Origin of the sequence: Novosphingobium sp. (assembly GCF_031424035.1) — a bacterium.
Classification (GTDB): Bacteria; Pseudomonadota; Alphaproteobacteria; order Sphingomonadales; family Sphingomonadaceae; genus Novosphingobium.
Genome location: NZ_JANPGP010000039.1, coordinates 1 through 22,643 on the forward strand (window position 1 = coordinate 1; position 22,643 = coordinate 22,643).

21 protein-coding genes are annotated in these 22,643 nt (G+C 61.7%); 8 read left to right on the top strand and 13 right to left on the bottom strand.

Going from position 1 to position 22,643, the window contains the following annotated elements:
* Positions 1-144: 144 nt before the first annotated feature.
* On the bottom strand, positions 145-372 hold the full coding sequence (locus tag RMO89_RS05770) for a hypothetical protein (protein WP_310531782.1): 228 nt from the start codon (positions 370-372) through the stop codon (positions 145-147).
* Between the two features lie 225 nt (positions 373-597).
* On the opposite strand from RMO89_RS05770, the gene RMO89_RS05775 reads away from it, so the two are divergent.
* Positions 598-1,440, top strand: a complete 843-nt coding sequence (locus RMO89_RS05775) for an HNH endonuclease (RefSeq protein ID WP_310531783.1) — start codon at positions 598-600, stop codon at positions 1,438-1,440.
* Between the two features lie 23 nt (positions 1,441-1,463).
* Here RMO89_RS05775 and RMO89_RS05780 read toward each other — a convergent pair whose 3' ends face one another.
* Positions 1,464-1,859 (bottom strand): hypothetical protein, encoded by a 396-nt coding sequence (locus RMO89_RS05780; RefSeq protein WP_310531784.1) that lies wholly within the window; start codon positions 1,857-1,859, stop codon positions 1,464-1,466.
* Entirely contained in the window at positions 1,856-2,044 is a 189-nt protein-coding gene (locus RMO89_RS05785) for a hypothetical protein (protein WP_310531785.1), read from the bottom strand. The genes RMO89_RS05780 and RMO89_RS05785 overlap by 4 nt, the downstream gene beginning before the upstream one ends.
* Positions 2,045-2,614: 570 nt before the next feature.
* On the opposite strand from RMO89_RS05785, the gene RMO89_RS05790 reads away from it, so the two are divergent.
* From RMO89_RS05790 to RMO89_RS05820, 7 genes are read left to right on the top strand one after another with little or no spacing between them, the layout of a single operon-like run.
* Positions 2,615-3,265, top strand: a complete 651-nt coding sequence (locus RMO89_RS05790; RefSeq protein WP_310531786.1) for a restriction endonuclease subunit S — start codon at positions 2,615-2,617, stop codon at positions 3,263-3,265.
* A gap of 1 nt (position 3,266) precedes the next feature.
* Positions 3,267-3,521, top strand: coding sequence for a DUF2188 domain-containing protein (locus tag RMO89_RS05795; protein ID WP_310531787.1), 255 nt, complete (start codon positions 3,267-3,269; stop codon positions 3,519-3,521).
* Between the two features lie 59 nt (positions 3,522-3,580).
* The gene (locus RMO89_RS05800) at positions 3,581-5,098 is read left to right on the top strand and encodes a class I SAM-dependent DNA methyltransferase (RefSeq protein WP_310531788.1); all 1,518 of its coding nucleotides are present in this window, start codon (positions 3,581-3,583) and stop codon (positions 5,096-5,098) included.
* Positions 5,091-6,293, top strand: coding sequence for a restriction endonuclease subunit S (locus tag RMO89_RS05805; protein ID WP_310531789.1), 1,203 nt, complete (start codon positions 5,091-5,093; stop codon positions 6,291-6,293). The genes RMO89_RS05800 and RMO89_RS05805 overlap by 8 nt, the downstream gene beginning before the upstream one ends.
* Positions 6,290-7,933 (top strand): hypothetical protein, encoded by a 1,644-nt coding sequence (locus tag RMO89_RS05810; RefSeq protein ID WP_310531790.1) that lies wholly within the window; start codon positions 6,290-6,292, stop codon positions 7,931-7,933. Before RMO89_RS05805 ends, RMO89_RS05810 begins: the two co-directional genes overlap by 4 nt.
* Positions 7,930-11,160 carry an HsdR family type I site-specific deoxyribonuclease gene (locus RMO89_RS05815; protein WP_310531791.1) on the top strand — a complete coding sequence of 1,077 codons (3,231 nt, stop codon included), beginning with the start codon at positions 7,930-7,932 and terminating at the stop codon, positions 11,158-11,160. Before RMO89_RS05810 ends, RMO89_RS05815 begins: the two co-directional genes overlap by 4 nt.
* Positions 11,157-11,867: a SprT family zinc-dependent metalloprotease gene (locus RMO89_RS05820; protein ID WP_310531792.1), complete on the top strand. Its 711-nt coding sequence runs from the start codon at positions 11,157-11,159 to the stop codon at positions 11,865-11,867. The genes RMO89_RS05815 and RMO89_RS05820 overlap by 4 nt, the downstream gene beginning before the upstream one ends.
* A gap of 3 nt (positions 11,868-11,870) precedes the next feature.
* On the opposite strand, the gene RMO89_RS05825 is transcribed toward RMO89_RS05820, so the two are convergent.
* The 10 genes from RMO89_RS05825 to RMO89_RS05870 all read right to left on the bottom strand — a co-directional run bounded on the left by RMO89_RS05825 (position 11,871) and on the right by RMO89_RS05870 (position 22,194).
* Entirely contained in the window at positions 11,871-12,755 is an 885-nt protein-coding gene (locus RMO89_RS05825) for a zincin-like metallopeptidase domain-containing protein (RefSeq protein ID WP_310531793.1), read from the bottom strand.
* A gap of 220 nt (positions 12,756-12,975) precedes the next feature.
* Entirely contained in the window at positions 12,976-15,723 is a 2,748-nt protein-coding gene (gene mobF, locus RMO89_RS05830; protein WP_310531794.1) for a MobF family relaxase, read from the bottom strand.
* Positions 15,723-17,543, bottom strand: coding sequence for a type IV secretion system DNA-binding domain-containing protein (locus RMO89_RS05835; protein ID WP_310531795.1), 1,821 nt, complete (start codon positions 17,541-17,543; stop codon positions 15,723-15,725). The genes mobF and RMO89_RS05835 overlap by 1 nt, the downstream gene beginning before the upstream one ends.
* Positions 17,540-17,911 (bottom strand): hypothetical protein, encoded by a 372-nt coding sequence (locus tag RMO89_RS05840; RefSeq protein ID WP_310531796.1) that lies wholly within the window; start codon positions 17,909-17,911, stop codon positions 17,540-17,542. The genes RMO89_RS05835 and RMO89_RS05840 overlap by 4 nt, the downstream gene beginning before the upstream one ends.
* Before the next feature lie 204 nt (positions 17,912-18,115).
* Positions 18,116-18,661, bottom strand: coding sequence for a hypothetical protein (locus tag RMO89_RS05845; RefSeq protein WP_310531797.1), 546 nt, complete (start codon positions 18,659-18,661; stop codon positions 18,116-18,118).
* 7 nt (positions 18,662-18,668) lie between these two features.
* On the bottom strand, positions 18,669-18,860 hold the full coding sequence (locus RMO89_RS05850; protein WP_310531798.1) for an AlpA family phage regulatory protein: 192 nt from the start codon (positions 18,858-18,860) through the stop codon (positions 18,669-18,671).
* A gap of 500 nt (positions 18,861-19,360) precedes the next feature.
* A complete protein-coding gene (locus tag RMO89_RS05855) occupies positions 19,361-19,693 on the bottom strand; it encodes a hypothetical protein (RefSeq protein WP_310531799.1) in 333 nt (110 codons plus the stop codon).
* 116 nt (positions 19,694-19,809) lie between these two features.
* Positions 19,810-21,060: a HipA domain-containing protein gene (locus tag RMO89_RS05860; RefSeq protein ID WP_310531800.1), complete on the bottom strand. Its 1,251-nt coding sequence runs from the start codon at positions 21,058-21,060 to the stop codon at positions 19,810-19,812.
* Positions 21,061-21,066: 6 nt separating this feature from the next.
* Positions 21,067-21,408 (bottom strand): helix-turn-helix transcriptional regulator, encoded by a 342-nt coding sequence (locus RMO89_RS05865; RefSeq protein WP_310531801.1) that lies wholly within the window; start codon positions 21,406-21,408, stop codon positions 21,067-21,069.
* A gap of 90 nt (positions 21,409-21,498) precedes the next feature.
* A complete protein-coding gene (locus RMO89_RS05870; protein ID WP_310531803.1) occupies positions 21,499-22,194 on the bottom strand; it encodes a hypothetical protein in 696 nt (231 codons plus the stop codon).
* Positions 22,195-22,643: the final 449 nt, after the last annotated feature.

The following is a 22,643-nucleotide window of genomic DNA, read 5'->3' on the forward strand; positions in this document are numbered from 1 at the left end:
TTTCGCATCATGATTGCATTTTGGCGCCAGATTTCAAACACGATATGTTTCCAATATCGCCCAGTTCGTTACGCACCGCGCAGGGCCTTGCCGCCCATTCATCGTTCTTAGGAATTAACGTTTGATGGGCAGCAAGGCCGGGCGCTAAGCGCCCGGCTTCTCCTTGGCCGCGTCGTCGAGCGGCATGCGCAGGACGATCCGGCCGTTGATCGGCACGACCTCAAGCTGGAGCGAAATGCCCTTGTGGTCGCGGTGGAACCAGGCGGCTCCGACCTTGGTCCAGAATGCCTTTTCGCCCTTGTTGGCGACGTGCCAAGCGATGAAATCCGGGGCCTTGGCCTCTGGAGCGGGTGTCGAATTGTTGCGGGCCATGGAATCGTCCTTTCGTGTCTGGTGGCTCGTTGCACCAAACCGAGAGGCCGCACGGCCAAGGACAGCTGTCATGCCCAACACGGGTGAGCATTCTGCGAACCGGCGCGGGCCGGGCATTGACGGCTGAACGCGTGCGGCCAGGTCAGGTTCTGAAAACGCGCCAACCGGACAGAAATGCGATTGTGCCAGGCTTGAAATCACGCAGTTCCCAAGCTCCTTGCGCCGTTGGCCTACCTCGCCCAAAAGATCGCCATGGGGGACGAAGGCATCATTCGGAAACGCTGGAGCGAAGAGGAGACGGTTCTCGCGCTCTACCTCTATTTCCAGTTGCCGTTCGGAAAGTTGCATTCGGGCAACCCGGAAATCCAGCAACTCGCCGCCGCGATCGGTCGGTCGAACAGCTCGGTCGCGATGAAGCTTTGCAACTTCGCCAGCCTTGACCCTAAGATCACCGAGAGCGGACGTAAGGGCCTCGCCGGGGCATCGCAGCTCGACCGGACAACCTATGCCGAGTTCGGCCAGGACTGGACCCGCCTCGTCGCGCGCGCCGAATACATGTGGACAACACAAGTCGAACAGGGCGAGCCCGCGCTCGCCCCGAACCGCCTCAGGGACAAACCCAGCGAGTTCCGGTTCGAGCCCTATCAGGGCGCATCGACTACGCAGGAGTTGGTCAATCAGCGCGTCGGCCAGGACTTCTTCCGCCGGGCGGTCCTGGCCAATTACGAAGAAACCTGCTGCATCACCGGCATCGCCGATCCGCGCTTGCTGACGGCGAGCCATATCAAACCATGGGGCAAGGATACCGAGAATCGGCACAATCCGGCCAACGGCCTGCTTCTGTCAGCAACGCTCGACCGCGCCTTCGATCGCGGCCTGATCACCGTCGATCACAATCGCCGTATCCATGTCTCGCGGCACCTGCGCGAAAACCAGAGCCGCGAGACCCGCGACTTTTTTCAGAAATTCGAGCAAGCACCGCTTCGGTCAGCGATCCGGTTCGATCCTGATCCGGCATTTCTCGATTGGCACAACAGCCACTGCTTCATCGATCAACGCCCAGCCTGACGTGTCAGGCTGGGCGCCGCGCGCTACCAATCGAAATTGGGCGACAGCTCCAGCCGCCAATTTCCCTTGGCGGCGCGGAAGGCGGCCAAGAGCGCGGATGCCTCGCCCCACACCACGGCCGCTTCGGCCATTTTGCTTTCTTCGCGAAAGCCCTCGAACATGTGCCAAGCATGGTCGTCTTCGGTCGGTCCGCCGCCGTCCTCGAACAAGGCTGGATAGAGCGGAGGTACGCCGATCTGCTCGGCAACGAAGAATTCACTGCCATCCAAGCATTCGACCACTTCGGTGCGCTCTGCCTCGGTCAAGATGCCGGTCAGCCAGACCGAGCCGAAAGTCTTGTAGTTGCTGGCATCGCGATAGAGGTAGTCGAAGACCATCCACCCGCCTGCCGTAGCTGAATTTGAGTCCTGCGCGCTCATTGCAACCGCTCCCCATGCCCTTCGCAGAATTCCACCAAACGCCCAAAATCCTCGGCCTCGCCATAGCGGTCGGCGGCCCGCTGCACGTCGGCCAGCGGCAAGCCGTTGTCACAGGCCAAGAGGCGCAACCAGTCCTCGCGGCACTCGGCTCCACAGGCCCGATAGGTCAAAGTGAGATCGTCCATGCTTTCCTCCTTCCGGCAAAGCCGCATTCGACATGCGACATGCGGCCTGCCCTCCGGCGAGGATGGGAGGGGGAGGGAAAACCGGAATCGATGCCCTGGCGCGGGCCAGCGGGCGAAGCCCGCCACTCGGGGGTGTCTATTCCGGTTTGGGGAACGAGAGGGCAAAGCCCTTGGCGTTCCAGCCCGGATCGCCATGCGATCCAGAAGGCAACGGCACCCTTGCAACGGTGCGAAGCCGCCGGATGTCCTGCGCGCGCGTCAGTGCGCCTGCGGGCGTCCGGCAATGAGAGAGGCAAGAGTGCCTGCGGGTCAGGACAGAAAATGCCGCACCCTCAGGAGCGCGCAGCGCGGGACAGAGTGCGTCTGGAAAAATCCCGCTCTGCTTACATCTGCTCCTGATCGTAACCCGGATGGGCCGGGACTACAGGCCCGGTCCGCGCCAGCAGATAGAGCAGGTCGACCGAAGGGCAGCCAGACATCTTTGCCGCCCACCGCCATTGAAAATATGGTTTGAAACACTTCTTACCAAAAAACTTGCAATCGAACGCGAATCCACCTATATGGCTCGACATGAAACGGCTCAGCGACATTTCCGAGATTAGCATGGGCGCCACGCCCTCGCAGGAAGGCGGCGGTACTCAATACTTGCGCCTAGGTAACGTCGTAGCAGGTCAGATTGTGGGCGAAGTCGTCGATGGCGGGCCGCCGCTCAAGGGAAGCGACACTCGCTTGCAGGTTGATGACATTCTGGTCCGTGGCCGGGGCCCCGACCTTACCGCAGCGGTTGTTGGCGAACGCCACGCCGGGAGCCTCCCGACCGTTGAGCTGTTCCTTGTCCGCGTTAACAAGGCGGTGGCCGAGCCTGCATACATCGTTGCCTATATCAACCAGCCACATATCCAAGCTGACTTGGCACAAGCCGCGCAAGGCACCGGCTTCGTCCGCCTCAATCGCCCAACGCTCGCCGATCTCGAAATCCCGCTGCCATCGCTGATCGAACAGAGGATGATCGGTTCGCTGGCGCTCGAAGCGCAGCAAGAACAGTCGATCCTTCAAGAAATTGCGGAGCGCAAAAAGCAGCTCCACTCTGAACTTCTCCATCTCGCGATGGCGAAGGCCCGTGCCGGGGAAATTCATCCCCAACACGAGCGCAACACCGGGTTGAACGACGCTGTAACGTCCTCAGCCCTTCCTTCCGTACCGAAACAGAAAGTACCCTAATATGAGCCTTCTCTCCCAAATCAGCAACCGGCTTCGCGCCGTCCATGTCACCTGGCACTTTTTGCCGGGCGAGTGGCAGGTCAAGGAAGCCGGCAGCAGCACGGTGCTGTACCGCTCGACGAGCAAGCCGCCCGCGATCACCTATGGCCGCAGTTATGCCATCGCGATCAAGGGCGAGCTGATCGTCCACAACATGGACGGGACCATTGCCGAGCGCGATAGCCACGGCCACGATCCGTTCCCGCCGCGCGGGTGATTTGACCGGTGGGGCGGTCGCTGGCCGCCCCACCACCACATTCGAGAAATGAGACCATCATGACAAAGAAGCTCGATCAGGACGAACTCAACAACGCGGTGTGGGCGGCTTGCGATACCTTTCGCGGGGCAGTGGATGCGACGCGTTACAAGGATCTAATCCTTGCGGTGCTGTTCTGGAAATATCTGTCGGACCATGCCGAATGGCAGCGGATCGACCTGGCCAAGAAATACGGCCCTAACGATCCCCGGGTCGAACGGCAAATGAAGCGCGCGCGCTTCGTGCTGCCCGAAGGCACCGATTTCCAGACGATCCACGCCAAGCGCCAGGCCGACAATCTCGGTGAACTGATCAACAAGGCGCTAGAAAAGATCGAACTGGAGAACGAGGCCAAGCTCAAAGACGTGTTCCGCCCGATCGATTTTAACTCCGAAACACTGCTTGGCGCGACCAAAGAGCGCAACCGCCTGCTCAAGCTGCTGCTTGAAGATTTTGCCAAGCCGTCGCTGGCGCTCACTCCCGACAAGGTCAGCGAAGATGCGATTGGCGAAGCCTACATCTACCTGATCAGCAAGTTCGCTGCCGATGGCGGCAAGAAGGCCGGAGAATATTACACCCCGCGCAAAATTTCAGAGATTGTCGCCCAGCTTGCTAACACAAAGCCTGGCATGACAATCTGCGATCCCGCCTGCGGATCGGGTGCGCTGCTAATCCGCGCGGGCGAAGCGACGGGTTCAGACGATCACCGGTTGTTTGGGCAGGAAGTCAACGGCTCCACCCACGCGCTTGCGCGGATGAACATGTTTCTCCACGGTGAGGACAATGCCCTGATCGAATGGTGCAACACTCTCACCTCGCCCGCACTGATCGAAGACGACCGGCTGATGCAATTCGACCGGGTGGTCGCCAATCCGCCGTTCAGTCTCGACAAATGGGGCGCGGATGTCGCCGAAACCGATCCCTACAAGCGATTCAAGCCGGTGATCCCGCCCAAGAGCCGGGGCGACTATGCCTTCATCCTGCACATGCTGGCGATCGCCAAGCGTGGCGAAGGGCGGGTCGTATGCATTGCGCCGCACGGCGTGCTGTTTCGCGGCGCGGCGGAAGGCCGCATCCGCGAAGACCTGGTCCGCCGCAACCTGCTCGACGCAGTGGTCGGCCTGCCCGCGCAACTCTTCCCCTCAACCGGTATTCCGGTGTGCTTGCTGGTGTTTGATCGGGCACGCGAGGAAGGCGGCGCGCGGGCTGCTGTCAAGGACGTGGTGTTCGTCGATGCCAGCCGCGAATTCGTCCCCGGCAAGCGCCAGAACGCACTCGGCGACCAACAGGTCGAACATATCGTCGGGGCTGTGATGGAGCGCCGCGCGGAAGAGAAGTATTCCAGCGTGGTCACCTTCGCGGAGATGGAAGCCAATGGCTTCAACCTCAACATCCCGCGCTATGTCGATACTTACGAGCCCGAGCCCGAAATCGACGTCGCCGCGCTGCAAAAGGATATCGAGCGGCTGGAAGGCGAGTTGATCGAAACCCGCAAACGCATCAAGCTGCATCTGGCGGAGCTTGGGATCGATGGCTGATCCCACTCCCTGGTTGCGCGGCAAGCTCGGCGATTTCTTCACGATCAGCCGGGAGAAGGGCGAGGAAGATTTGCCGATGCTGTCGGTGACGATGCGCAACGGCCTTGTTCGCCGGGACTCAATCGACCGCAAGATGGACAGCGAATTGGAGGATGGCGATCATCTTCGCGTCCGACCCGGTGACATTGCCTATAACATGATGCGTATGTGGCAGGGTGCTTCGGGCCTTGCAACGGGGGACGGAATCGTCAGTCCCGCCTATGTCGTGGTGCGCCCGAAAAAGACCGTCGATCCGCTGTTCGCGTCCTATTGGTTCAAGTCCGAGCGGATGATCTACCTGTTCTGGGCCTACTCCTACGGCCTGACCAACGATCGCCTCAGACTCTACGGCAAAGACTTCACGCAAATTCCTGTTGAACTGCCCTCGTTGCCTGAACAGCAGTGGATTGCGGAAATCATCTCCGATTTCGACCGCGCCATCGATATCACCGACGCGCTGGTCGGACTCAAGCAAAGTGGCAAGCGAGCGTTGATGCAGCAGGTGTTTGCCGCCACCGCCGACCTAGCTGCTTCTGTCCCCTCGGGATGGACACGCATGAGGTGCGATAAGCTGGCCAAGATAGTCGGCGGATCGACGCCTGACACTGCTAAACCCGAACATTGGGGAGGCGACATTCCGTGGTGCACCCCAACGGATATCACCGGACTTTCATCCCGCTACATCACCTCGACAGCGCGCAGCTTGACGCAATCTGGCGTTTCCGCCTGTTCGACTACCATCCTCCCCGCAGGAAGCATCGTATTGTGCAGCCGCGCAAGCGTTGGAGAATCTGCGATCAATACCGTGCCCATGTGCACCAATCAGGGCTTCCAAAGCCTCGTCCCCAATGAACCCGGCGACCTCCTGTTTCTCTACTATATGTTGCGCGCCTGCCAGCGTCGGCTGATCCGCTTTTCCGCCGGCAGCACTTTCCTCGAGTTTCCCGGGCACGAATTGGCAAAGATGCAAGTCGCCGTACCGGGCCCAAACATGCGTGAGAAAATTGGGAGGGTCTTCGCGACGCTGGATGATGAGATCGACCTGCTGAGGGCCCAAGCAACTGCACTCCGCGATCAAAGGCGTGGCGCAATGAAGAAATTGCTCGCGGGAGATGTCACTGAACAATGTCAAATTATTGAGGAAGCCGCGACATGAACCAGCTTGCCGACGCACTTCGTCCGATAATCGGACAGCCGATGCAATCGGCAACCCAGGTCCGCCCCGTTAGCCGGATCAGCTTTTCCCTGACGGATACAGATGCCTTCGATAAGTCGGCGCAGTTCGCGGTCGATTGGATGGCGACCAAGGTTGGCGGTGCACTGCCCGAAGAAGCACGTGCGCTCGCCAGTTTCGATACGCGCGGCTTGGGCGGGCTGCACCCGTGCCATGCCGCTCGGCTCGATGATCAAACCGGCAGTATCTGGGCTGCTCGCATTGACGAGCCTGGGTCCAATCTCAGCGCGGGTGAGACCTGGTCGACTGAGCTGTTTGTCGAGCGGCCAGTGGGCGGGATGGTCCGCTTTGGTGCTCAACTGATGCTTCGTCGCCCAGCGGGCGGCTCGGACGTGAGACCAAGTCGCCCGCGACTGGTATACGATCTGCTGCGCACCCTTTCCGCCGAAGCGGATGGTGAGACGATCGGCGACGCGCCAATAGCATTGTCCACGCACGACGATGCCGACACTCTGGCAAATCTCATCTACCGCCCTGGTCGGCGGTTGCCGGTGGTCGTCGCATCAACCGACTACGACGGTGGGGCACAGCTTAACCTGCATCAGCTTGGCGTCCGGCTTTCCGGCGCTGCACACCTTTTTGCTGCTGGTCCGGAGACCAGTTGGGAACTGACGCGGCTGATTGGCAAGCGCATGTCCACCTTTAATGGCGGCGTTCGCATCTACATGCCAGGCATCGTCGAGGAAGAGGAAGACCCCTTTCAGCACCCGCTTTGGCTGGTTCCCAATTCAGGCCAGAATTCAAACCTGATCAACCAGCTCGCCCAACGCATCCTGCCGCTCGGATTCCAGGACAACGACGGCGAAACGCGCTTCTGGCACATTGGCCAGCTTCGCAAGGCCGCTTCGGCGACTGTGGCGCTGGATGCGATTGGCAGCGAAGCCGACCAGCTTGACGCGCAAGTTACGGCGCTGCGGGACGAGGTCACCGACCTGAAGGAACAGTTGGAAGTGGCGGCAGGTCTTGAGCGAATTGCCTCCGATGCTGAGAAAGCGGCTCAGCAAGATGTGCAGCGTATGCAAGACGAAATTAGCCGACTGAAAGCGGAAAACTACCGGCTGCGGAACGCGGTGCCTTCTGGAACTGCCGCTGAGGATAAGCCTGCCGAGCGCGCACTGAGGAGTTATGACGACTTGGAGGAATGGGCCGAAGAAGTGCTTGGCCCCCACATCTTCATTCACAATAGAGCGGTAAGGGAGTGCCGCAAGAACGGCCATCCCGACATGCTGGATCGGATCGCCAATACCCTGGTAGCAATCCGGGATCACTGGATTCCCTTCAAGCTAGAAGGTGGCCTTGAACGGAAAGAGGCTGCCGAGAAGGCTTTGGCAACTCTAGGTGTTGAAGATGAAGGCTGTTTCACGCGCCGCGAAAAAGCCAGCGAGAAGCCAGAATACTCGGTTCGGGAAGGCACCATCACCTGGGTCTTGTATGACCACTTCAAGTACGGGAACTCTCGACAGAATTCCGAGCAGTTCCGGATCTATTATGCCTGGGACGATGAAGGTCGCCGCCTGATCATCGGCAAGATGCCTTCGCACTTGCCCAACGACCAGTCATGAGCAGTTCACCTGAATTCGCGACTTCGGAAAGCGGTGGCGTCCAGCTTCAGGTGCTTACGACTCTCGCCAACATGGGCTGGCGCTATCGCACCCGTGCCGAAGTCGATGCGCTGCGTGGCGGCCGACGCAGCTCGGTAGTGCTCACGTCGCTGGCGCATGGGGCGCTGGCGGCAATAAACAGGTTCGATCAGGACGGCGCCGATCACCCCTTTACCTCCCAAGCTATCGAGGAAGGCCTCTCACGCCTACGCGATCTGCGCTTCGACGGGCTTCTGCGCACCAACGAGCTGGCGAGCGATTACCTCCAGCTAGGCACGGCCGTTCCCCAGACGATCAAGGGGCTGACCCGCGAGCGGCAATTGCGTTTCGTCGCCTGGGGTGCGGACTGGGCCAGCAACAGCTTCGACATGACGGCGGAATTCACCGTCGATGGCAAGCGGGAGTCCATCCGCACCGATATCGCATTGTTCGTCAACGGCATTCCCTGGGCAGTAATCGAACTCAAGCGCTCTGGCGAAAAGACCGCGCAGGGCATCAGTCAGTCGATCCGCAATCAGGGCCAGGCCGAAGGCGCGCCGCAGCTGTTCGTGCCCGTGCAACTGCTAATCGCGGGCAATCCCGCCGAACCGCGCTATGGCACGGTGGGCACGCCAGCCAAATTCTGGTCCGCGTGGCGTGAACCGGCGCATGGCGGAATGAGCGAGGCAGAGATTGCCGCACTGGTCAACGCCGAGCCGCCTGATGATGTGATGGCGGCAATCCATTCCGATTTCGCCTCGCACGCACGACGCCACAACGCGCTACGCGAGGCCGGGCATCGCTGGGTGACCGAACTCGATAAGGCGATTGCCGGCCTATGCCGCCCCGACCGGCTGCTCGATCTTGCCCGCCGCTTCACCCTGTTCGACAAGGGTGCGAAGAAGGTCGCGCGCTATCCGCAGGTTTCCGCCGTCTATCGCATCCTCGAGCGGATCGAGGAACGCGACGAAGCGGGACGGCGCAAGGGCGGCGTGATCTGGCACACCCAGGGCTCGGGCAAGTCGCTAACTATGGTCATGCTGGCGCGAGCGCTGGCCTTCCATCTGAAGGACTCTAGTCCACGCATAGTGATTGTCACCGACCGGCGCGATCTCGATCGGCAAATCAAGAAGACCTTTGCAGCGACCGGATTCGAACCGGCCCAGGCGCGCACCGGCGAGCATCTACTCAAGTTGATCGAGGACGGCGCGCCGCTTGTCACCACGCTGGTCAACAAATTCCGCTCCGGCGTGCGGAAGAAGGCGCTGGTGTCCGAAAGCAAGGACATCTTCGTCCTCGTCGATGAAAGCCATCGCAGCCAGTACGGCAACGACGATTCGATGCACGAGGACATGCGCCGCGTGTTGCCCAACGCCTGCTACATCGGCTTCACAGGCACGCCACTGTTCAAGGACAAGGCGCGTAACACCTTCCTCAAATTCGGCGAGCTTATCGATTCGTACCCGATCTCGCGCGCGGTCAAGGACAAGGCCGTGGTGCCGCTGCTATATGAGGGGCGCGTGGTCGCGGAGACGCTCGATGCCGCCGCGCTCGATGCCTGGTTCGAGCGATCAAGCGAAGGCCTGACGCCCGAACAAAAGGCCGAGCTCAAGCGGCGCATGAGCGCACCGGGGGTAATCCAGACGGTCGAGGCGCGGCTCAAGGCCATCGCCTGGGACATCCGCCAGCACTATCTGCAAGGCTTCAAGGGAACCGGGCTGAAAGGGCAAGTCGTCGCGCCAGACAAGCAATCGGCGGTGATCCTCAGGACGCTATTCGAGGCGCTCAACGACGGCCAGACCGATCAAGTTACAGCTGAAGTGATCATCTCCGCTCCCGACAAGCGCGAAGGCCATGACCAGGTCGGTGTTGCACCCAAGAAGGAAGTAAAGCGCTTCTGGGCCGAGATGATGGCGCGCTTCAAGACCGAGGACGACTATAACGAAGCCATCGTGGCTGACTTCGATTCCCCCGGAAGCCCCGACCTGCTGATCGTGGTCAGCAAGCTGCTGACCGGGTTCGACGTACCGCGCAATACGGTGCTGTACCTGACGCGAGTCATCAAGGAACACGATCTGTTGCAGGCCATTGCCCGCGTCAACCGTGTGTTCGACGATGACGAAGCGCCGCCCAAGCCTTTCGGGTACATCGTCGATTACTGCGGCATTCTGGGCGAACTCAACGAAGCGCTGGAAAGCTACGATGCGCTGACCGGCTTCGACGATGCTGACATCAACAGCGCGCTCTTCGCAATCCGGACTGAATCCGAAAAGCTGCCAGGGCTGCATTCGGAATTGCTCGATCTCTTTGCAGGCGTGGCCAACCGCTACGACCAGGAAGCCTATGCGCAGGCCCTGGCCGATGAAGCCTTGCGCGACCTGTTTCACCGCAAGCTCTCGGCATTCGCTTCCACACTCAATGTCGCCTTGTCCTCGCGCCAATTCGTCGAAACCACACCGCGCGACCGGCTCGACCGCTGGAAGGCCGATCTCAAGCGCTTCGAACTGCTACGCCAGGACGTGCGCCGCCGCTACGCCGACACCATCGACTGGGCGCAATACGAAGGCCGCGTCCGTAAGCTGCTCGCAGAACACATCACCGCACATCGGGTCGATACCGTAGTTGATCCCTTCAACATCTTCGATGAGGGCGCTATCACTGAGCAAATGGCCGGTGGGCGCAGCGCCGCCTCGGTCGCCGATGAAATCACCAGCCAGATCAGCCGCACCATCACCGAAAACTGGGACGACGACCCGACCTTCTACGAGGCCTTCTCCAAACTGGTGCAGGACACAATCGACAGTTTCCGGCAAAAACGGATCGGCGAGCAGGAGTACCTGAAGAAAGCGCGCGGGCTGAAGGATCAGGCGCATGCCCGTGCAGAATCGAAGGAAGTGCCAGAGGCCGTGCGTGGCAATGGCCATGCCGTCGCCTTCTGGGGCGTGATCGCTAAGGAGCTCGGTGACCTGTCGCCGGAAGCTGCGGGACATGCTCCCGACATCGCGTTGGCCCTGCTGGATATCGTCGAAAAGCATCGCCGCGTCGGCTGGCAGGATGATCGCGATCAGCAAAACCGGATGCGCGCCGCTGCCGATGACTTCTTTTTCGACACCGCGCCAGAGCAATTCGGGCTTTCTCTCGATCCCGAACGGATCGACGGAATGGTCGATCAAATCCTGACCATCGCCCGCGAGCGGCTGCCCAAATGAGCGAGGAAGGCATTGCGGCGTGGGGCGGCCGGGCGATTCAGTTCTCGGTCATCCGATCCGAACGCAAGACAATGTCAATCACCGTCAATCCTCAGGGCGAAGTCGTCGTTCGAGTCCCAAATTGTGCTGACATGCAGCAAGTGACTGAACGAGTTTCAAAGCGAGGCGGCTGGATAAGCTATCACCAGGCGCAAGCTGAGCGCTGGCGACCGCGCACGCCGCCACGCACATATGAGGTTGGGGAAACACACCTCTTTCTGGGTCGACAGTACCGGCTGTCTGCTGAAATTGGATTGGCGCAGTCGGTCAGTACTTCGGGTGACCGCATTGTCTTAACAATGCATCGACCGAGCCGAATAGAAGAGCGCAAGGCGTTGCTCACTGGTTGGTATCTGGCAGAGGCCCGAGGGATCATCGGCAAGCGCCTAGAGAAAGTATTCGAGCCGTTCGCGATTCTTGGCCACACACTTCCGCGCTTAATCGTCAGGGACCTAACTCATCGTTGGGGAAGCCTGACCTCACGAGGGAATCTCGTCGTTAGCCGACACATCATCCGCGCGCCTCGACAATGCATAGACTACGTTCTCGTCCACGAATTGTGTCACCTACAACATCAAAACCATGGAGCAGAATTCTGGAGCTTACTTGATCGGATGATGCCGGATCATGTTAAGCGAAAAACCAAGCTAGAGCGAATTCTACTCTGAATATCACCCACCCTGACATTGCAGCCAGTCCGCCGCCTTCGCCGCCGCACTGGCGGCGGTGAAGATCGCCCGATTGTCGGCCTTGAGCACCTTGAGCCAGCTGGCGAGATAACGAGCGTGATCGGGGCGCGGCTTGGACGACAGACCAAGGTCGCCGCACAGGAATGCGGAACCAAGCTCGGCGACCAGTTCTTCCATCGCATAGGCGTCGTCGCCGAATCGCTTGCCGAAAGTTCGCGCAAGCCGGTGCTCAGCTCCTGACCAATGAACGAGTTCATGCAAGAGCGTGGCGTACCAGTTCTGCCCAGCGCTACCGGATTCAGTCGCGAAGAACAATTGCCGGTCCGGCATGGTGATGGTGTCGGTGGAGGGGGTATAGTGGGCACTATCGCCCAGGATGCGGACAGCTGCGCCGGTTGCGGTAACAAAGGCATCCGCGCTCGGGATCGGATCGAAGTCTGCGGGCTCAGGGACTTCCGGCATCGAAAAGCCGTCCACCTGACCAACATTGAAGACATGCGAAGCCTGCGCGAAGATCCGGGCCGAACTCTCCCGTTCCTCAGCCTCCCCGCCATCGACCTTGTCGAAAACCTTGTAGAACATGATCGGTGAGGCCTTCTCGCCCTTGCGGACCTGGGCCCCGAGCGACTGCCACTGGCGATAGGTCGCCCAGAGGCCATGCCCGAAGTCCTGTGCTTCGGCAGAGGCCCAGAGCGCGAGCACGTTGACACCGCGATAGGATTTCTGGGTCACGGCGTTCGTCGGGCGGGTTAGCGAGGTGTTGCTGCGATGCCAGGGGAGCGAGAACTTTCCGGCTCCGAGTTCAAGCAAGGCGATGATCTGGTTGGTTATCGTGTCATAGATGCTGGCGGTTTGTGCGTTAGCCATGGGATAAGTCCTTCGTCCTGTCGTTGGGAACGCGGATGAAGGGACGGGCCGGATTGGCCGGGCGGGTCAGCGGCATCGCGGAACAGTCAACACGGGAGGGCAAAGCCCGAATGGAGCGGACAGGCTGTTGATCCCGCCCGGTACGGCCTGTCGAAGAGGAGCAGTTCATTCTAACAGCAGGACGAAGGGCGCCATGGCCGCAACGCCAACGGCATCGCTATCAGCCGATACCTGCCCCCATCGCCCTGGACTTGCCAGCATCGGGCAGCGTCGCTGCCATGGCGGTCTGCTTCTCACCCGCCCGCTCGGTGATCGCCCGGACCAGCCGCTCCCGGTCATCGGTAACAACGACGGCCTCGCCTCTTGCCCGCGACAGCGCGACATAGAGCATCTTCTGGTCGACCAGATTGGTCGAGCGGCTGTCGGCGTGGATCAGGACCCGATCGGCGGTCTGGCCCTGCGCAGCGTGTGCGGTCTGGACATAGGCATGGCGCAAATGGGTGTCGCGAGGCTCTGAGAGGTCGAGCCGCTGCTCGCGCCCGTTTGCCAGTTTCAGTGTGGCCTGACGGCAAGATGGATCGATGCCGGTCACGGTGCCGCCAAGCCCGTTGATCCGTCCGACCTCGCGGTCGTTGCGGGTAAACTGTACCCGGTCACCTTTGCGCAGCTCCATGGGCCTGGCCTCGAACACCTCGACCTTGCCTGCACCCCATTGCCGGGGATGCCAGTCAATCGACCGGCCATCGCGGCTCGCAAGGGCAATACGGCCCCGTTCAGAATCGATGCTGCTGACGGTCAGAAATTCCCCACGGCGGACGTCCTTGGCGGCATAGTCGCGGTTGAAGCGGACCAGATCGCCGATGGCATAGCTGGCCGCTTCGTGCGCTTCTGCGCGGGTCATGCCCTTGGCCTCCAACGCGGCAAATTGCAGGCGGTCTGCCGACAACTCGCCGCGCGAAGCCAGGTGCTCGCGGATCATGCCGGTGAGAGTGTCACGGCCTTCGCGCGAAGGCTCGATGACCAGCGTCCGCGCCCGCTCGGCGGGTGACAGCGCCAGGTAATGCCGCGCCATGGCCGCGAAGCGATCATTTTGCGTGGTGGCTTCGATCACCCGCCCACCGCCGCGATCCAGCGCGGCGAGCGCCTTCCCGGCATGGCCCTCAATCGATGCCATGACCGCTTCGCGGGTCCCGGCATTGATCTGGCGAACGACTTCGGCCAGTTTGGTCGTTGCCATTCCGGCGGCCTGCAACTGCGCGAAGGCCGCGCCAGCACCAACTGATCCGAGCTGCTTAACGTCACCGACCAGGACAAGCCGGGCGCCCGCCCTGTCAGCGCTGGCCATCAGCCTGGCCATGTCGTGCGCCGATAGCATCGAGGCCTCATCGACAATCCAGACGGCATCCTTGCCCGACATTCGCGGGTCGGGGGCAAGCAGATGCCGGGCAACGGTATCGCCACGCAAGCCGAGCGCTTCACCCAGAACGGCTGCCGCCGATGCGGTTGGGGCAAGTGCTGTCACTGCAAGCCCGCGCCGCTCGGCTTCGCGGGCATAGGTCGCCAGCACCGTGGTGGTCTTGGCGGTCCCGGCATAGCCCTGAACCGCGGAAAGGCGGTCCCGCGAAGCCAGCAGGTCGGCGGTCGCGCGCTTCTGGTCCTGGGTCCAGGCATAGCCTGACCGCGCCGACTGCCTAGCGGCACGCTCGACCGTTCGCGCTGCCGCCACGGGATTGGCCAGCGCTTCAGCCATCCCGCGTCCGGCAACTTCAAGCCGCAACATGGTGCGCTCGGTCGCGATGGCCTGCGGGGTGGTGAACCCGGCAAACTCCGCGCCGCGCCGGTCCGAAAACGTCCGGGGCACGAGCTCGCCGCGCTGCTCGGCACCGGCAATGGCGGTGCTGATTTGGCCATGCCCGACCTTGCCAAAGGCAAAATCTCCTGCCTCACGCGCCAGCATACTGGCCGAAAACACTGCCTCGCGCTCGGAAAGCTTGGCGGCGGCGAAGGCGACTGCCCGTTGCGCCAGTAAATCCTGCCCGGATGCCACCTCGATGCCTTGGGCCCGACCCTGCGCCTCCGCAACCAGCCTTTCTCGCGCGCTAGCGCCGAACCCATTGGCATCGGCGGTGGCGCTCCAGTCTGCGCGCAACTCGCGAATATCGACGTGGCTCTTGGCCTCGCGGGTGTCGAGCGCGGCAATCTGCTTCTCGGCGGCGCTTGCCTCCTCCCGGCTCGTGCCGCGCTCGGCCAAGCGGGCATCGATTGCTGCCGTGCGCTGGCTCAGCGCCTCGATGACCTTGTCGGGCACGCCTGCGATCTCGAACATGGCATCTTTGCCCGGCTCGATCCGGTAGCCGAGCTCGGCAATACCGTGCGCCAGCTCTTGCCGGTAGATCGCGCCGATCTCCTTCTGGAGCTGGTAGAAGGCGCGGGGTTCGAGACTGCGCCATTGGCCATCCCTGTCCTGCGTCGCGTTTATCACGACGGCATGGGTGTGGAGCTGCGGGTCCTGCGCCCGGCTCGTCGCGTGGCGAAAGGTGGCAATCGCGAGATTGCCGGTGGCCTCGCGCCGGACCTCGCCATCGTCGCGGACGCGTGTCGCAGCCATGTGCTTTTCGACATGGGCCAGCGCCACTTTGGCCGCTGCGCCGTGCGCCGAGATCAACCGCTTGTCGCCAGCGACCTCGGCCATGATCGAAACCGATTTGGGCGCGGACAGGGTTATGTCCCAACCCGGCCGATGCTCGATCTTGCCGTCGCGGGTGGTGCCAAGCTGCTTCCCGCCGATCTGCCCCTCCAGCAGCGCGGCGAACTGCTCGCGGTCAACTTCGCCGTCCAGGCCCAATGCCCCGGCTGCCTCGCCGAACCATTCGGACGGGGCTAGGCCGCCTTCGGCATAGTAGTCGTCGGCCTCGTAGTAGCTCGCCGCCTGACTGGCGCTGGACAGGGCCGAAACCGAGGCAACCATCACACCGGGCCGGGCTTGGCGTCCGTCGCGGCGGCTGCGGCGATCTCACCGACCTTGCTCCACAGCGTGCCGGCGGGATCGCCGGGAACGTAGGCCGGTTCGCGCGGGCTCCCGCGCCGCGCGATGTGATCGGCAGTGAGAGCAATCCGCGCGACCGGCAGGCCATCGGGCAACAGCAAATAGCCCTGGTGCGGGGGAAGTCGCAGCTCGCTTTCGAGCACGGCAGCGCGGAACTGGCGCTGGGTGGCAATGGTGGTGCGGGGCACCTCTTTGCCGATCGGCAGGGTATCACTGGCAACCCGCATTTCGACTTCGCATTCGCCGATGGTCTCGCTCGCCCATTGCCGGGTTTCACGATCAACGATCTGCAGGAACAGCTTGGTGTTGCAGCAGGCCAGCATGGCCTCGGCGATGTTGTCGCCGTAGCGGTTGCGCATCTGCCCCAGTGCCTGGAAAGTGAGCACGATTGCTGCGCCGAACTTGCGCCCTTCGGGGAGAAGCCGCGCAAGGTTTTCGACGCGCGGCAGGTCGGCCAGCTCATCGAGCACGAACCAGATGCGCCGCTCGGGCGAAGACGCCAGACCCAGCACCGCGCTGGCCGCACATTCGAGCCAGCAGGCCATGAGCGGCTTGGCCGCCTCGAAATAGTCTTCCTTGCGCGGAACGAAGATCCAGGGTTTCGCGCCCGGATTCTTGTCGAGCCCGGCGATGAAGTCGCGGAAGGCAAAGTGCTCGGCGCCCTTGTCCTCGACCTTGAGGAACTGGATCAGGTTTGCCGCCTTGGCGAGCATGAACAGGACGCTGCCGGTGGCGCGGTCGGCGTCGTCGGCGAAGGTCCGCGCCGATGAGGTATGGCCGAGCCAGTGCTTGAGCTGCTCCTTACTCTTGACCTGCAGGGCTTCAAGCAGCGCCTCAAGGCTGCAGTTCTTTTCGGCCCACAGCTTGCGCAGCATGTTGGCGACAAGAATGCGACTCGTTTCCAGCCAGACATCGTCGTCCTGGCTGCCGGTTTCGGAGACGAGCTGGCGGGCAATCCGGTCGGCATCGGCAGGGTGTGAAATCTCGTCGAACGGCGACCAGAACGCGCAGCGGCCATCGAACGGATTGAGGATGATGTCGCCGCGCGCGGCGCAGTAATAGTGGGCAATGAATTCCCCGCTGGTGTCATAGACCAGTGCCGGTTCACCGCGCGCCTCGATGTCATCGAGCATCTGGCGAAGCACCGTGGTCTTGCCGCTGCCGGTGGTCCCGATGAGGGCGAAGTGGCGGGTCTCGTTGCGGCGCGGGATCGGCACCGGGCCGATCTTCAAGGCCCCCTTGCCAGCCAGGTGCGAAAGCTGCGCTACGGCTTCATCCGCGCTCACCACGCGGGTGCCGCCGAGGACCCGGTCGGCCAGCGTGTCTTCGCCCTGGACCAGCATTGTGCGCTGGATCAGCCAGATGACCAGAATGCCGAGCGCGAGCCCCATCGCTGCGCCGAGCAGCAGGGCAACGATGACGGCCTGGAGCGCGTCGGTGAACAGCGGATCGCTGGCAACGAAATGGGCCGAAACCGTCCGGTGATAGTCGCCCAGTCCGACGTTCATCTTGATGTCGCGGTTGCCGAGACTGCCGATCAAATCGAGCCCTTTGCCGCCAAGACATTGCAGTGCAACCGTCCACGCGTAGCCAGGCAGGGTGAACTGCGACCAGAGGAGCGCACCACACCCGGTGCAGACCAGCAGGAGCTGCCAAAAGAAGCGCAGGCGCTCCTGCAATCGGGCCATGCGGACGCGCCACAGCGAGTGGGCACGGGCGACAAAATCGGTGTTGCGGGTCATGGTTCAAACTCCAGGGCGAGCGAGCGTTGCCGCTCGAAGGCGGCGCGCGCTTCGGCGGCAATCACCTCGTCGGGTTTGCGGGTTCCGAGTGCGGCATGGCGGGCGTAGGCATAGGCCGCACAGGCGGTGAACAGGGCGCGGTCGAGCACTCGTTCGGCCTCGGCCAGGCGCTCCGACATGGCACCGATCTCGCGCGCCATTGCGGCAAGATCGGCCTCCCGGTCGGTGCCGTGAAGCATGGCAAGGAAGCCCGCTTCGACCACCCTGGCGAGCATGGCGTATTCGCTCATGCCGCGCTTTCTGGCGAGTCCGGCCAGCACCCGGTATTGCGACGGATTGAGGCGCACCGTCTGTGCCCGCGCGCTCACCGGCCTGCTCCCGCCGCGATGCGATCCGCCATCTCAGGAAATGGCGGAATTGCGCGGTTCATCCGAAGATGAACTTGCCGCGATGCTATCCGCATCCCGTCAAACCCGCGGAACTGCTCGCTGCACGCGTGCGTGGGGTGTGTAGTCAGAATCCGGGCCCGATGCATCGCATCGTGGCCCTTGATTCTACCGGTTGATTGCGCCCTATTGATCATGGGAGCCTTGCTCCTCGGGCCAGTCGGACCAGGTCTGGAGCGCAACCATATGGCGAGCGGTGTCGTCATCGTGCGACCGGTCGCGGAGCCGTCGCGGATCGAATTTGTAGGCAGCGCTGGGATGCTGATCGGCCCAGCGACGCAGCACGCCATCGATCGCGCTGCGCAGTTCGCTCGCGATTTCTTTGGTCTCGGCGGGATAGATAATGAACCAGCGCGAACCGTCGAAAAGCTGGCTGCCGAGCGCATAGCCTCGGCCATCATTCATGTAGCAAGGGCCTTCGACTTCGAGCGAGGTATCGTGCCCGGCAAAGCGCTCGACGACCGGGCGTTCGCCGCTTCGCCAATGGCGCAGGGCATAGCGGAGCGCGCTGCCGTCCTGGTTTCGCTGACAGATCAGATCGACGAGTTCGCCGATGCGTTTGGCGTCGGCGGGGCGGACGGTCTTTATGATCAGGCCGTGCCCAAGCAGGGCCGACTTGATCCGTGAACAGATGGACATGGAGGGGACTTTCTGCGAGCCACTGCCCGCCAAACGGGGGTCAATAGCGGCGCAGCGGCAGGCCGCTGATCCATTCGGAAATGTCGGAAGCGCGCCAGCGGATACGGCCAGCGCCAAGATCGACGGGCGAGGGAAACTTGCCCGTCTGGATGCGCCGCCAGATGGTCGTGCGGCTCCGTATGCCAGTGAGGTGAAGCACCTCCTGGCAGGTCAGCAATTCGGGGGTATTCATAACACGGTCCTTGGGAGGGAGGGGTGTCACAGGAACCGGTTTGTCCGGTCACGAGGAAGCTTGCGGGCCTCGCGGTCCCGCCGAATCTGGAAGGCGGGACAGCGACTTTCCTCGAAACAGGAACTCCCCGTTCCCTGTGACACTCCGATTCGTATGTTGGATTCGTTCTGTAGGAAAGAACAAAATAGGAACTTATGGCGTCCCGAACCAAGGCCGACACCTTATGGGAACGTCCGGGAACACATGCGGACAATGGCGGACATGAAAAAAGTTTGGCAGTGAGGCCAATTGAACGGCCAACGGCAAATCACACTGCATTGATTGCGCGCTTTTTGCGCGGCAGTGGCGCAAATTTGCGCGACTCGTCTTGCCGAGTCGCTCCGCACAGGAGCGGAATGGTCAGGCCATAGGACTAAAGCCTTGGTCTATTGGCACCGGCGCTCTGGTCCAGCCTGAGCTCTTATCCTTCATTTTCGCGAATGCCGAATTCGCGGGATAAATCACGACCTGGAGCGGATGCCGATCAGAGCCGGAATTGCCGCGAAGATCAGCTGACCGGCCAGGCCGACGAGCCCAATTGGTGCGGCGACGGTCGCCGCCCATTCGCCTGCGCTTTGCCCCCGCATCAATGCGGAAAGCACCACCTCGCTGGCGATAGTAAACACGAAAGCAATGGTTCCGACCGCGATGCGCTGGGGCAAAGCCAGGTCCCGATCACGCAGCAACCGGCGCGCGATGACCCAGCTCGCCGCCAGCAGGAGCGGCACTTCCAGCAGTACTGCAGCCGTTGCGCCAATGCGCGGTGCAATGACAAGGGTACGGGCAACGCCCATTGCAAAAGCGAATGCGAAGACGGCCGAAAAATAGGCAAGTGCTGTGCGGATGACTGCCATGGGCCTCAATAGCATGATTGCCCGAAGCGATCGAACTTGTACTGGCGATGGCCAGATCAGAGGTCGTCGCTTGCGAGGCGGAAGCACGTTGCAAAGCGGCCCTGGTCGGCAGCGCTCACCCCGGCTTGTGCGAAGTGCTCCGCCCAGCCTTTAGCCACACGCGCGCGCATATCCTCAACGATGGCCGTGGCCTGATCGGGGCCAAGATCAAAACCCGCCGCCCCCGCAAGCGCATTGGCAATCGTCGCGTCCCGACCATGAGGGCCGACGCCAAGCACAAGCCGTCGTTCAAGCCCGACCTGCGGCTTGGGCACAACATCGTAGAGCGGCGACAGCCGCCAGCCCTTACCGTCAAACAGGAAACCGTGGTTGCGCAGGTGATCGTCGTCGTTGGTGACGAGGATGTTGAACACCATACGCCGGAACAGCTCGTGGAGGTCACGGCGGACCTCGGTGCCATGCTGGCGAAGCGCGGCGGCCAGGTCGGCATAGCTGTAGCGGCTCACTTCGCTTTCGTGCGCGCCGAGCATGGTCAGACCGGAGGCGAAGGGCCGCCGCTCCAGCCAGTTGCTGTGCGACACCCGATCGAACCGCTCGATCAGATAGATGTCGCGTTCGAGAACCCGTTTGAAGTCGAGCGCCGGCACATCGAGGCCGCAAGTTGCAGCAAGGCGCATGGTGGCAAGCTCGACCCGGCATTCGGGAAAACTGTCATTGCGCGCCTGGAACTTGGCGATCCATGGCTGGCCATCGATCTCGGTCGCTGCCTTCGGACGCGCACCACCGAGCGACGATCCGGCGGTCAGCAAGCGGCGCAGGTTCTCGTCGAGCTGATCGACCTGCTGCGCGCGCTCGGCGGCTTCTGCCAGTTCTTCGAGGGTGAAGTGCTCGCCCGGCGCATCGCTTGGCCCCCATGGCGTTATGCGCTGCGGTCGTTCGGGTGTCGGACCGAACGCCAGTGCGCCAACCCGGTAGTCGCCCGATGCGAGGATCATATCGATGTCGTTGGGGGTGCGATCGCCCATGGCCTTGTACATCAGATACTGGCCCCAGCCATCGGGGGCAGCATCCCGAATTCCGCCGAAGACGCCAAAACCCTCTTCGGTCCGGAAGGTAAGCTCGGTTCCGGCATCGTGCAGAGGCAGCGCCACGGGATCGACGGGCACGCGATCTGCGCGCTCGAGGTAGCGACGCCCGTATGCGAAAGTCGCAAATTGGTTGCGCGGCTCGGCGGTCATCGTCAGCAGCCCTGCCGGGACAGGGCCGTCTGGGAGATGGACAAAGATGTAGGTGCGCGCCGTTGCCATGACCGGTCAGAAGTCCAGCTCGTCGCTGCTGACGGCATGCGTTGTCTTGGGCAGCCGGGCGAGATCTTCGCTGATTCCGGCACGGTCCGTATCGGGGGCGACAAGCTCGGCCAGGCGCTGGGTCATGCCGAATACATGGAGCGCGCTGGCAAGAACGGCCAGGCCTACGGTCGGATCACCGGCCTCAAGGCGCTGCACCGTCTGCACCGAAACCAGCATGCGCTCGGCCATCAACCGCTGCGGCAGCTTGCGGCGGCGGCGGGCAATCGAAATGTCCTTGCCCAGCTGCGCGATTGCGCGCTGGCTCTGGGGCGGCAGGCCGCTGGCAGCTCTGGTAGCGCGTGACATGGGATTTACATGCCATATCATGCGAAAAATGTCAATTAGACATGATATGTCACTTAAATTTCTGTGCAAGCCGCCCTGAAGCCGGGCAGTTCAGGTTTCCGGTGAAGCGGCAAGCGAGCCGGAAAATGACGATGGTACGGCTTTCGTCCGCACGAAGAGTGCCAGGAGCAGGGTATCGACCACGAGGAATGCTCCCAGATAGCCCGCGATGCCGATGTCGCGCAGCACCATGTTGCCGAATGCCACGCCCGCGAGACCTGCGAACGCGAGAGCGCCGCTGATGATCATGGCCGCACGGATGGTACGGCCCAAGCGACTGCCACCAAACACCGGAGCCGCGAGCAGCATCGACAGGGCGAAGAATACATCCCATCCAAGAATATCGAGAGCGTAGACCACCGACGGCCATTTGAAGGCGAGAAACACGTCCATGCTGTCCTGCCCGGCATAGCCCGGCTGATGCTTGAGCGTCAGAATCACAAAATGGACACACGACGTCTCGGTCGCCAGCATCACCATCATGCAGACCGCAGCGAGACTTAACCCGCGTAGCTTGCGCGGCGTCCATGCATGTACCGCTGCCATCAGTAACACCATCGCTGGTGCCAGGACGAGAATGAGCAGCTCAAGGATTGTGAAATACGGATTGCCGATCGGCTGTGCCGGCGAGGCAAGCGACGCAAAACCAAGTGCCAGCGTGACCCCATAGGCAAGCGCGGCGATCAGAATGATCGCTGCGGCGACAATGCCCATCAACCGCACGGGACCTGAAAATTCATCACCCATGATGTTTCATAGGCGCTTTCAGGTTAGAACGCGAAAACGCGACCTCAAGGCCCGGCTTGATGGCGATCGGCTTTGTCGTAGGCGTCCGTTTAAGCCCAAAGGGAAATGCATAACTGAATGGACAATTTGAAACGCAATGAAATAAAGAGAATCATATTTGAAGTCTAAATCGCCTCATTTTTTGCTTGATCGGTGTTTCGAACCGTTGTAAGATAGTCTGCGCGAGGCAATAAACGAGCCATATCCGAAACTGTAAGCTAAGTATCAGATTTTATATTAATTTGTTACTCGGGATAATCAGGTTCTCTTCTGGGCACCAAACTATTGTAATCATTGAATACTTGCCCGCAAGGGCGCACTTCGGAGCGTCTTTGCTACACAAATCTGCTACATCAACAATCCCAAACAGCAACCCGATCATCGTAGGAAACCGTCATTTCCCGACCGCG